Origin of the sequence: Cryobacterium sp. RTC2.1 (assembly GCF_035018685.1) — a bacterium.
GTDB lineage: Bacteria > Actinomycetota > Actinomycetes > Actinomycetales > Microbacteriaceae > Cryobacterium > Cryobacterium glucosi.
The window spans coordinates 1-11,780 of the sequence record NZ_JASJXJ010000129.1; the positions used below are offsets into that span (position 1 = coordinate 1).

Annotated in this window: 10 protein-coding genes; 7 read left to right on the forward strand and 3 right to left on the reverse strand. The window is 67.8% G+C overall.

Going from position 1 to position 11,780, the window contains the following annotated elements:
- On the reverse strand, nt 1-330 hold a 330-nt coding region (locus tag QN357_RS14445; protein ID WP_416347620.1), incomplete at its 3' end, for a maltokinase N-terminal cap-like domain-containing protein.
- 199 nt (nt 331-529) lie between these two features.
- On the opposite strand from QN357_RS14445, the gene QN357_RS14450 reads away from it, so the two are divergent.
- From QN357_RS14450 to QN357_RS14465, 4 genes are all read left to right on the forward strand, one after another.
- Entirely contained in the window at nt 530-2,065 is a 1,536-nt protein-coding gene (locus tag QN357_RS14450) for an ABC transporter permease (RefSeq protein WP_323505094.1), read from the forward strand.
- A gap of 67 nt (nt 2,066-2,132) precedes the next feature.
- Entirely contained in the window at nt 2,133-2,819 is a 687-nt protein-coding gene (locus QN357_RS14455) for an ABC transporter ATP-binding protein (RefSeq protein WP_134448862.1), read from the forward strand.
- A gap of 64 nt (nt 2,820-2,883) precedes the next feature.
- On the forward strand, nt 2,884-4,119 hold the full coding sequence (locus QN357_RS14460; protein ID WP_323505095.1) for an Acg family FMN-binding oxidoreductase: 1,236 nt from the start codon (nt 2,884-2,886) through the stop codon (nt 4,117-4,119).
- Nucleotides 4,116-4,775: a TetR/AcrR family transcriptional regulator gene (locus QN357_RS14465; RefSeq protein ID WP_322136038.1), complete on the forward strand. Its 660-nt coding sequence runs from the start codon at nt 4,116-4,118 to the stop codon at nt 4,773-4,775. The genes QN357_RS14460 and QN357_RS14465 overlap by 4 nt, the downstream gene beginning before the upstream one ends.
- Here the strand turns inward: QN357_RS14465 and QN357_RS14470 are convergent.
- Nucleotides 4,772-5,962 carry an MFS transporter gene (locus QN357_RS14470; RefSeq protein WP_134448864.1) on the reverse strand — a complete coding sequence of 397 codons (1,191 nt, stop codon included), beginning with the start codon at nt 5,960-5,962 and terminating at the stop codon, nt 4,772-4,774. The genes QN357_RS14465 and QN357_RS14470 overlap by 4 nt on opposite strands.
- Before the next feature lie 58 nt (nt 5,963-6,020).
- On the reverse strand, nt 6,021-6,689 hold the full coding sequence (locus QN357_RS14475) for a GntR family transcriptional regulator (protein ID WP_322140761.1): 669 nt from the start codon (nt 6,687-6,689) through the stop codon (nt 6,021-6,023).
- A 157-nt stretch (nt 6,690-6,846) separates the two neighbouring features.
- Here QN357_RS14475 and QN357_RS14480 point away from each other — a divergent pair, with 157 nt between their 5' ends.
- From QN357_RS14480 to pflA, 3 genes are all read left to right on the forward strand, one after another.
- Nucleotides 6,847-8,235, forward strand: coding sequence for an FAD-binding oxidoreductase (locus QN357_RS14480; RefSeq protein WP_134561294.1), 1,389 nt, complete (start codon nt 6,847-6,849; stop codon nt 8,233-8,235).
- 268 nt (nt 8,236-8,503) lie between these two features.
- A complete protein-coding gene (gene pflB / locus QN357_RS14485) occupies nt 8,504-10,768 on the forward strand; it encodes a formate C-acetyltransferase (RefSeq protein WP_134448867.1) in 2,265 nt (754 codons plus the stop codon).
- Nucleotides 10,769-10,864: 96 nt separating this feature from the next.
- The gene (gene pflA, locus QN357_RS14490) at nt 10,865-11,731 is read left to right on the forward strand and encodes a pyruvate formate-lyase-activating protein (protein ID WP_134448868.1); all 867 of its coding nucleotides are present in this window, start codon (nt 10,865-10,867) and stop codon (nt 11,729-11,731) included.
- Nucleotides 11,732-11,780: the final 49 nt, after the last annotated feature.

The following is an 11,780-nucleotide window of genomic DNA, read 5'->3' on the forward strand; positions in this document are numbered from 1 at the left end:
CGCCCGCGCATAGGCCGGATCCGCCGGAGCGTCATAGACGAACTTTCGCCGCCCGTCCGCTCCGGTAAGGGTCGTGATGAGGGCCGCCTCGCCGCCAGGGAGAGCCACCTCCCGCTCGGTCACGGGAAGCTGGTAGACCGTCCGGCGAGGGTCGCCGGCGTCGACGACGCAGTCGGTGCGGATCAGCACCCCCGGCTCGCCGGAGGGCAGCGACCAGCCGCCCACGCGCGCCAGCGCCACCGGGCGGCCCGTGTCCGCGAACCAGCGCTGGCGGGCGGCCCAGGAGCTCACATCTTCGGGCACTGCGGATCCGAGGCCATTCCCAGTCATGCCGCCAGCGTACGCCAGCGGCAGAGTGTGGCCCGCAGACATCCTGATCAGCTTGGAAACACCAGTGCCCAGCCGATGTTCATGGGGCAGAACTGTCATTTGACGGCGTATTCACAGGAAAGTGATAGCGTCCGGAAAGCCCTGATCCATAACTTCGATCCCGGTGGGCCCCACGGAGAGTCCCCGGAACCGGAGACTCATGTTCTATACCTACCTGCGTCGGGAACTCGCGGGCCGTCGCAAGCAGACCGCCATCGTCGCGATCGGCATGGCCCTCGCCATCGCGCTGGTCATCATCGTCAACTCGGTGTCGAGCGGAGTCCAGCTCGCCCAGGCATCCGTTCTCGAGTCCGTGTACGGCGTCGGCACCGACATCACCGTGAGCCAGGCCCCTGCTGCCGCCGCGACGCCGGGCACCGGAAACGGCGCGCCCCAACGCTTCGACTTCGGTTCGGCGGACGGTGCCGCAGCGGACGGAACCACGACGATCAGCCGCAGCAGGCTCACGGCTGAACGCGGGACGGAGACCTTCGCCTCGACCGGTCTCGACTCGGTGCGCGCGGTTCCGAACGTCAGTGCGGCCGCTGCGACGCTCCTGCTGAGCAACTCCACCTTCAGCGGCGCCCTCCCGACCCGCAGCCAGGGCGCCACCCGGCCATCGACCGGCCAGGGCGCTCCGTCAGGCCAGAGCGCTGAGACGCCGCCGACGGGTGGCCCCGACGGTGCGGGCGGCAGCTCGTTCAGCGTCGACTCCTTCACCGTGCTCGGGCTGAACCCGGCCGACGCAGCCGTCGGCCCGCTCTCCGCCGTGACGCTCACAGCCGGGCGCTCGCTCGCGAGCACGGATGCCGGTGCGAACGTCGCCGTCCTCGACGCGAGCTACGCGACGACCGCCTCCCTCGCCGTCGGCGGCACCGTCGCTATCGCGGGCACCGACTTCAGCATCGTCGGGCTGGTCTCCGCGGCGACCTCGGACAGCGCGACCGCGGCCAATGTCTACATTCCGCTCGACGTCGCCCAGTCCCTCGCGGCCCTGCCGAGCCAGGTCTCCAACATCTACGTGCAGGCGGCGTCGTCGACGGACATCAACCAGGTCCAGGCGGACATCAGGACCGCACTGCCCGCAGCGACCGTCAAGACCCAGGCGGACCTCGCGTCGAGCGTATCCGGGTCGCTCGCGAGCGCATCGAGCCTCGTCTCCAACCTCGGGTTGTGGCTCTCCCTGATCGTCCTCGCAGCGGCGTTCCTGATCGCGATCCTCTTCACGATCTCCGGGGTCACCCGGCGCACCCGTGAGTTCGGAACGCTCAAGGCGATCGGGTGGTCCAACGGCCGGATCGTGCGCCAGGTCGGCGGCGAATCGCTCGTGCAGGGCCTGATCGGCGGCGTCGTCGGGATCGCCGTCGGGCTCGCCGGGATCCTCGTGATCAACATCATCGCCCCGACGTTGACCGCAGGGGCCTCGACGGCCGTGCAGGCGGTGGGCCGCGGGGCCGGGGCCGCCGGCGGCGCGGGAGGTGCGGGAGGCGCAGGCTTCGGCCCTGGCGGTGGCGGATTCGGTGCCGCAACCCAGGCGGCCACCCAGTCGAACATCGTCCTGACGGCGCCCGTCACGGTATCCGTGATCCTGATCGCGGTCGGACTCGCCGTTCTCGGCGGCCTGCTCGCCGGAGTGATCGGGGGGTGGCGAGCCTCCCGGCTCCGGCCGGCGGAAGCCCTGCGCAGCATCGCGTAGCACTGCCTGCGTCACCCGATTCGATTCGCTCCGATTCTCACTTTCAGCTTCCAAAAGGAACCAGACCATGTACCAGCTGACGAATGTCACCAAAAAGTATGACCAGGGCAAGCGCTCGGTGACCGCGCTGCAGGACGTCACCGTTTCGATCCCCGATGGCCAGATGGTCGCGATCCAGGGGCCGACCGGTGGCGGCAAGTCGACCCTCCTGCAGATGCTCGGGGCACTTGACCGCCCGAGTTCCGGATCCGTGGTGCTCGAGACGGAGCACCTCGGCAGTTCGAACCTGTCGAGCCTCGGGGACTCCCAGCTCGGTCGCATCCGCGCCACCGAGATCGGCTTCGTGTTCCAGGGCTTCAACCTGATCCCGACGCTGACCGCCCAGGAGAATGTCGAGACGGCGCTCGCGCCGCTCGGCGGGACGAACGCCGCGCGCCGGGAGCGCTCGGCGGCCGCCCTCGAGGCCGTCGGCCTCGGGGACCGCCTCGGCCACCTTCCCGCCGAACTCTCGGGCGGCCAGCAACAGCGGGTCGCGATCGCGAGGGCACTCGTCAAGGACCCGACCGTGCTCCTCGCCGACGAGCCGACCGGCAACCTCGACGAGGAGACCAGGGACGAGATCATGGACCTGCTCGAGGGGCTCTGGCGGGCACAGGGCCTCACCCTGATCGTGGTCACGCACGACAGTGCCGTCGCCAGGCGCGCCCAGCGCCGCCTGCACATCAAGGCCGGACGACTCACCGAACTCGCCTGACTGCCGGGCTCGCCTGATGACCGCCGGGCTCGACAAACATTAGAGTAAAGACTCTAATGGGAGTATGACGCCCGACAGGACACCCAGGAACGACCGGAACGAGCCGAAAGGCCGGTACGACAACAAGGGGCGGACGTCGACCCGGCGTTCGTTCCTCAAGGTCGCCGGCATCGGCCTGGGGACGATCGCGATCGCCGGCGCCGCAGGCCTCACCTGGCGCGCGGTCGACGGTGGCGTGTTCGCGAGCGGGACAGGCGAGGCATTCGCCGCATGGGCGCAGGCCGGCCCGGAGGCGCATGACGCCCTCGGCCTCGTTCGGGCCGCCGTGCTCGCCGCGAACGCGCACAACGCCCAGCCCTGGCAGTTCAGGGTCGCCGACAACCGGATCGACGTCTTCGCTGACACGACCAGGAACCTCGGGACGATGGACCCGCTGCTCCGGGAGATGGACGTCTCGCTCGGGTGCGCGATCGAGAACATCGTCGTCGCGGCACCCGCGAACGGGAAGAAGGCCGCCGTCACCCTGCTGCCGGACCCCGCGGACCCCACACACGTCGCACGGATCGACCTTCAGGCGGCGGAGGCATCCGTCTCACCGCTGTTCACCGCGATCGCATCCCGACACACCGACCGCAACTCCTATGACCTCACGCGGCCCGTGAGCGCCGCGGAGCTGGCACGGCTCAGCGGACTCATCGACGAGACCGTCGCCGAACTCGTCTGGTTCTCGGACCCCGCGGAGAAGAATGCGTTCGGTGCCCTGACCGTCCGCGCGACCGAGGCGATCATCGCAGACCCGCAACAGGTGGCGGACGACGCCGCCTGGTACCGCACCGACTGGCACGAGATCCAGTCGAAGAAAGACGGCATCACGATCGACCCGTCCGGGCAGTCGGAATTCATCAGGGCCGTTTCGAAGGTCATTCCCGTTTCGACGGCCCAGAACAACGCGGGCTGGCTCGCCGGCACCAGGGACAGCCAGGTCCCCACGGCCGCGGCCTTCGGAGCGCTCGTCGTGCGCGACCCGCTCGACACCGGCGAGCGTCTCGCCGTCGGCAGGGCCTGGCAGCGCCTGCACCTGAGCATGACGGTCGACGGGGTGAGCGCCCAACCGCTCTGCCAGCTTCCGGAACGGATCGACAGGGAACGCTCGACGGGCCTCAACCCGGACTTCGGCGACGCGCTGGCCGCGCTCCTGCCCGCCGGCCGCCACGCGATCATGACCTTCCGGATCGGACATCCGACCGGCTCGGCCCTGCCGAGCCCTCGACGCCCCGCGCGGGAAGTCGTGCTTTCGTGAGCCGGGTCCCGACCACGGTGACGGCGGGGGAGACCAGGGCCAGGATCCTCTTCGTCGCCCTCGGCCTCTTCAACGAACGCGGCACCGCCGCCGTGACCACCAACGCGATCGCGGCGGCCGCCGGAATCAGCCCGGGCAACCTGTACTACTGGTTCGGCGGCAAGGACGAGATCGTGCGCGAGCTGCATGCCCAGCGCGTGACGGCCTACGAATCTCTCTGGGAGGCATCCGCTGCCGGGGGAGGGGACGGGCCTGAACGCCTGGACCCCGAGCAGGTACTCGACCGCCTCGGTGCCGGTGTCGCGCTGACGCGGCAGTACGCGTTCCTGGCCCGCGACCTCTTCGGCCTGCTGCACGCGGACCCGGTGCTCGCCGAACACTACCGGCTCGTGCGCGCCCGGCGCCTCGTCAGGTTCAGCGAGATCGCCAGGGGCTGGCGTGAACACGGCGAGATCCGCCCGCTCGGCGATCGGGAGCTCGATGACCTCGTGCGGGCGCTCTGGATCCTCGCCGAGTCCTGGTTCGCCTTCGAGGAGCTCGACGGGGCGGACACCGGAGGGCCTTCGGATTCCACTACAGATTCCACCGGCGGGACGCGCTACCTGCGCGCCGTCCTCACGCCGTACCTCAGCGCCCCTTTACCCGGGCGGGGCTAGACGCGGCGGATGCCCCAGGCCACGACGGCGAGGGACGCCGCGCAGACGACACCGAGCAGGGACATCAGCAGGGTGTAGCTCGCGACGGCGTTGAGCGCCGCGAAGAGGACCGGCAGCAGGAACCCGAGGTAGGTGAGGCTGTAGTACACGCCCGTGATGCCGGCGAGGTCGGCAGGGGTGGAGATGCGCTGCACCTCGACGAGGCCCGCGACGACGCACACGCCGTACGCGGCGCCGAGCACGATCGCCGTGACGAGGGCGACGATCGGGGACAGGGTCGCCGCGGCGCAGATGGAGAGCAGGATGCCGACGAGCATCATGCCCATGCCGACGACGAGCGCTCGCCCGTTGGTGCGTGTGTTGATCCGGGCGACCTGCGGCTGGACCAGGGCCCCCGTACCGAGGGTGACGACCGTGAGCAGGGTCGCGTATGCGAGGTTGAACTCGCCGAGCTGGGTGTCGACGAGCTTCGGCATGATCGCGTACGCGATCCCGGCCGCGCCGAAGACCCAGGGCGCTGAGGGCGCGATGACGCGCAGGAAGCGGCGATGCCCGGCGAGAGGAACCGCAAGGTCACGCCAGAACGGGCGGTGCGCGCGGTAGCGCGGCACGGTCTCCGGCGTCGTGACGAGCAGGGGCAGTACGGCAAGGCTCAGCACGATGTGGACGAGGTAGGGGGCGAGCGTCGGCATCGGGCCCCACTGGGCGAGTGCGCCGGCGACGCCGGCACCGAGTCCGAAGCCGAGGGTGAGGGTCAGTGCCGGGCGCCGGGCGCCTGCCACCGTGTCAGCGCGCTTGTCGAACGGCGCGGCGGAGAGTTCCTTGAGCCACGCCGTTCCGACCGACATCGCAACGCCGACGCTCAGCCCGGCCAGGAAGCGGCCGAGGCACAGCATGACCGTGCTCGAGAAACCGAAACCGAGAAGGATGCTGGCCACGAGTCCCGTGATCACGCCCGCGATCGCGAGGGGCTTGCGTCCATACCGGTCCGAGAGCGCCCCGGCGAGGAGGAGCCCGGGAATCAGGCCGACGACGTACGCCCCGAGGAAGACATCCGCCATCACGGTCGTGTAGTGGCCGAGCGCCTCGTACATGTGCAGCAGCGGGGTGAAGTGGTTGCCGCCCCAGGCCATGACGAAGATGGCGGGTGCTGCGCGGAGCCAGGCGGGAATGGTACGGGGAATCATCGGACTTTCGGAACGCGATCGGGGATGGACGGTGGTGGTGGTCAGGGGACCGTGGCGGTCAGGCGACCCTGGTGGAGAAATGCCCGGCCTCGACATGTTCGCGGAGGGCACGGTCGTACGCTGCGGTGTCTCCGCTGGACACGTGACCGGCCAGGGTGCGGTGCTCGGCGAGAAGGCGTTCGAGGTTGCGGGGGTCCCGGGAAGCGACCCGGTGGGTGAGGCGTTCGAGCCTCGGGCCGAGCTGGGCGTAGAAACCGTCGATCACCCGGTTGCGGTTCTCGTCCACGATCCGGGAGTGGAAGCGGTGGTCTGCCCTGGCGAAGGTGAGCAGGTCACCGCTCGCAGCGGCATCCGCCTGGATCTCGATCAGGGCGGCGAGGTCGGTGTCCACCCCGCCTGTCCCGCCCTCGCGTTCGCCCAGGAGCCGGACGGCGGTCGTCTCGAGCATGATGCGCACCTGGAGCAACTCGGCGGTCTCCGCCTCGTCGAGCGCGGTGACGACGGCGCCCTTCTTCGGGAAGAGCCGGATCAGCCCGCGGGCCTCGAGCGCGAGGAAGGCTTCGCGCACCGGTGTGCGGCTGAGTGAGAGGGCTCCGGCGATCTCCCCCTCGGTCAGGAAGGAGCTCGCAGGGAGGGACCCCGAGATGATCAGGTCCGCGACGTGCGTGTATGCCCGCTCGACGGCGGAGGCCCCGGCCGGCATGAGGGAGGCTGATTCGGTCGGCATACCCCCAGCCTAGCCATAGATACATCAATAACTACAAGTCGGCTGCGGAATATACCGCCTCATATACTGGGCAAACGCCCCGATTGAGGCACACCCACCGCCGGGCCGCAGGCCTTTCGCCCGGTGCCGGCTCGTCCACTCTGACCCAGAGGCCCCCGTGACTGAAACGCTTTCCCCGCAGACGATCCTCGACGAACTCGCCACGATACTGCCGCCCGTGCAGCTCGTGACCGGACAGGCGACCGATGCGTATCTCACGGACCAGTCGGACGGCACCGCTGCGGGGGAGCCCCTCGCCGTCGTGTTCCCCAAAAGCACCGCCGAGGTTGCGGCGGTCGTCACCCTCGCAGCGGCCAACGGCATTGCGCTCGTGCCGCAGGGTGCCCGCACCGGACTCGCCGGCGGTGCGAACGCGATCACCGGAGCCATTGTCGTGAACCTCACCCGGATGAACCGGATCGTCTCCGTCGACAAGGCAGACCAGACCGCGACGGTCGAGGCCGGCGTGCGCACATACGCCCTGGCCAGGGCCGCCGCGACCGCCGGCCTCTTCTACCCGCCGGACCCCGGCTCGTGGAAGGGCTCGACGATCGGCGGCAACGTGGCCACCAACGCCGGCGGGATGCTGTGCGTCAAATACGGCGTGACGGGTAACTTCGTGCGCCGCCTCACGGTCGTCCTCGCGGACGGCTCCATCGTGCACACGGGGCAGCGCACCATCAAGGGTGTCGCCGGGTACAACCTGACGGCGCTCCTCGTCGGGTCGGAGGGCACCCTCGGGATCATCACCGAGATCACGGTCGGGCTGCTGCCTGCCCCTGCCCCGGCCTCCGGCGTGTCCGCGACGTTCTCGACCACCGCGGAGGCCCTCGCCGCCGCCGCACTGATCGTCACGAACAACCGGCGTCCGAGCGTGCTCGAATTCCTCGACGGATCCTGCATCACCGCGATCAACGCCTTCGACCCCGCGTCCACGCTCCCGGAGGGTGCTGCAGCACTTCTCCTCGTGCAGTCGGATGCCGCGGGGCAGGCCGACGACGACGTCGCAGAATACGCGCGCATCCTCGAGGCCGGGGGAGCGGGCGAGATCGTCATCGCGCACGACGCCGCGCACCTCGACCAGCTGATGAGCGCGAGACGCCTCCTCCAGCCGGCCCTGCAGGCCGCGCGCGGTGCGAGCCTCAACGAGGACGTGACCGTTCCGCGGTCGCAGCTGCAGGCGCTCCTCTCCGGCCTTCAGGAGATTTCCAGCGAACTCTTGATTCCGATCAGCACCGGAGGGCACCTCGGCGACGGGAACCTGCACCCGGTGATCGGCTTCAACCCCGACCTGCCCGCGGAGGTCGATGCCGCCCACCGCGCGTTCAAACGGGTGATCCAGCTCGCCGTCACGCTGGGTGGGTCCGCGTCGGGGGAACACGGGATCGGCCTGCTCAAGCAGGCGCACCTCGACGACGAACTCGGCCTCGCCGTGCGGGAGCTGCAGCGCCGCGTCAAGCTCGCTTTCGACCCCGCCAGCCTGCTGAACCCCGGAAAGAAGCTCTAGCCGCCAGGTTTGAGAATTCTCAGGATCGTCACTCCCCGCAGTGGATTACCGGGGTTTGGCTGTGCTAGGCGAGTCCTTTTAAACGCGCGGGCGAGAGACGCGGCGGAAGAACCCCCCGACCGGCCCTTGCCGGGGAGTAGTGTTGGAAAAAGAGAGCGGACCACGGTGCATCGGTGCACGTCTGGCGCCTCGTGTCCCCCCGCTCACTACCCCGAGCGCGGGATCTTCCGCGGCGGGAAAGCTCAATCCCACGAGGAGAGTAGTCCACATGACAATTACAGAGGGCGTCCTCAGCGGCGACACTTCGATGCAGCACGGCAAGGCGGAATTCGTTTCCGGGCCGTGGCAGGATTCGATTAACCTTCGCGATTTCATTCAGCGCAATTACACGCCGTATATCGGCGACGCGTCCTTCCTGGCCGGGCCGACTGCCCGCACCACGGGAGTCTGGGCCAAGTTGTCCGCGATGTTCCCCGAGGAACGTCGTAAGGGCGTCTACGACATCGACGCCTTCACGCCGTCCTCCATTACAGCCCACAAGCCGGGCTACATCGACAAGGACAATGAAGTCATCGTCGGCCTCCAGACGGATGCGCCGCTCAAGCGCGCGATCATGCCGTTCGGTGGATGGCGCATGGTCGTCAACTCCCTCGAGACCTACGGCTACCCCGTCTCTCCCGAACTCGAGAAGATCTTCACCGACTACCGCAAGACCCACAACACCGCCGTGTTCGACGTCTACCCTCCCGGTGTGCGTCGTGCCCGCAACAGCCACCTGATCACCGGTCTTCCGGATGCCTACGGCCGTGGCCGTATCATCGGCGACTACCGTCGTGTCGCCCTCTACGGCGTCGACGCACTGATCGCCGGCAAGAAGAACGACCGCGCCGAGCTCGACATGGAGCCCTCGACCGAGGACATCATCCGCGCCCGCGAGGAAAACTCGGAGCAGATCCGGGCCCTCAAGGAACTCGTCCAGATGGCCGCGTCCTACGGCTCCGACATCTCCAAGCCGGCCCAGACCGCCCAGGAAGCCGTCCAGTGGCTGTACTTCGCGTACCTCGGTGCCGTCAAGGAACAGAACGGCGCTGCAATGTCGTTCGGCCGTAACTCGGCCTTCCTCGACGCGTACATCGAGCGCGACCTCGCCGACGGCACCATCACCGAAGAGGGCGCCCAGGAGCTCATCGACGACCTCGTCATCAAGCTCCGCATCGTGCGCTTCCTGCGTACCCCGGAATACGACGAGATCTTCGCCGGCGACCCGACCTGGGTCACCGAGTCCCTCGGCGGCATCGGCGAAGACGGTCGCCCGCTCGTCACCAAGACGGCGTTCCGTTTCCTCCAGACGTTGTACAACATCGGCGCAGCACCGGAGCCGAACCTCACCGTTCTCTGGAACGACGGCCTTCCCGATGGATTCAAGCGCTTCTGCGCCCAGGTCTCCATCGACACGTCGGCGATCCAGTACGAGTCCGACGACCTCATCCGCGCCGAGCTCGGTGACGACGCTGCGATCGCCTGCTGCGTCTCCCCGATGCGCGTCGGCAAGCAGATGCAGTTCTTCGGTGCTCGCGTCAACGCCGTCAAGGCGCTGCTCTACTCGATCAACGGCGGCAAGGACGAGGTTTCCGGCAAGCAGGTCGCCCCGGCGACCGCGCCGAACCTGGACACGATCCTCGACTATGACACCGTCTTCGCGAACTACCTCGTCACGCTCGAGTGGCTTGCCGAGACCTACGTCACCGCGCTGAACTGCATCCACTACATGCACGACAAGTACGCGTACGAGCGTCTCGAAATGGCTCTCCACGACAAGGAAATCGTTCGCACGATGGCCTGTGGCATCGCCGGCCTGAGCGTTGTCGCCGACTCCCTGTCCGCGATCAAGTACGCCAAGGTGCGTCCGGTCCGCGACGACAACGGACTCGTCATCGACTACACGATCGAGGGCGAATTCCCCAAGTTCGGTAACGACGACGACAAGGTCGACTCCATTGCGATCGACGTCATGGAACGCTTCATGAACATGATCCGCAAGCACCCGACCTACCGCAACGCGATCCACACCCAGTCGATCCTGACGATCACGTCCAACGTGGTCTACGGCAAGGCAACCGGCAACACGCCCGATGGCCGTCGCAAGGGTGAGCCGTTCGCTCCGGGTGCAAACCCGATGAACGGCCGCGACACGCACGGCATGCTCGCGTCGGCGCTCAGCGTCGCCAAGCTGCCGTTCAGCCAGGCGCAGGACGGCATCTCGCTCACGAACACGGTCGTCCCCAGTGGCCTCGGTCACACCAAGGACGAGCAGATCACGAGCCTCGTCGGACTCATTGACGCGTACACGGAAGCCACCGGCTACCACATCAACGTCAACGTGCTCAACAAGGAAACCCTTGAAGACGCCATGCTGCACCCGGAGAACTACCCGCAGCTGACGATTCGCGTCTCCGGCTACGCGGTCAACTTCGTGCGCCTCACGCGCGAACAGCAGATGGACGTCATCAGCCGTACGTTCCACCAGCGCTAAGGATTCACCAGCGCTAAGGATTCACCAGCACCGAAGATTCACCAGCACTAATATCCACCGATAACAGATGGCGGCGACGCTGAGTAGGACGAGACAATGCCCGCAATAAACCTCGGCCTACCCAGCGTCGGCCCCGCCATCGCACTCGTCGCGCTGGAGGACGGCAAGACTCCCAGCACCGAACAAGCTGAACTTGCCGAACTCCATCACCTCGAGATGGCCGCGATTCACAACGGCTCGGTGGCGAGCGTCCATTCCTGGGAACTCGTCACGGCCGTGGACGGTCCCGGAACGCGGATGACCCTGTTCCTGTCCGGGTGCCTGTTGCGTTGCCAGTACTGCCACAACCCGGACACCTGGAAGATGCGCGACGGGTTGATCACCACCCTCGACGACCTGGTCACGCGCCTCAAGCGCTACAAGGGCGTCTTCGACGCAACCGGGGGAGGCCTCACCATCTCCGGCGGTGAGCCGCTCATGCAGCCGGCCTTCGTGGAGCGCATCTTCGAGGAATGCCACAAGCTCGGCATCCACACCACCCTGGACACCTCGGGGTTCCTCGGGAAGAGCGCGTCAGAGACGCTGCTCGACAACCTCGACCTCGTGCTTCTGGACGTCAAGTCCGGTCTTCACGACACGTACAAAGAGGTCACCGGGCGTGAGCTCCAGCCGACACTCGATTTCGGCGATCGCCTCGCGGAAAAGGGAATCCCCGTCTGGGCCCGCTTCGTGCTCGTCCCCGGACTGACCGATGCCGTCGACAACGTCGACGCCGTCGCGGAAATCATTTCCCGCTGGCCGAACGTCGAGCGCGTCGAAGTGCTCCCGTTCCACCAGATGGGCGAGGACAAGTGGGACCGGCTCGAGATCCCGTACCCGCTGCACGGGGTGACGCCCCCCGACAACGATCTGCAGGAGCGCGTGCGGGAGCAATTCCGCGCGAGGGGCCTGACCGTTTTCTAGGCGAAACCGGCGTTCAGACGCTGGGAAAGGCGCGGCATCCAACGGATGC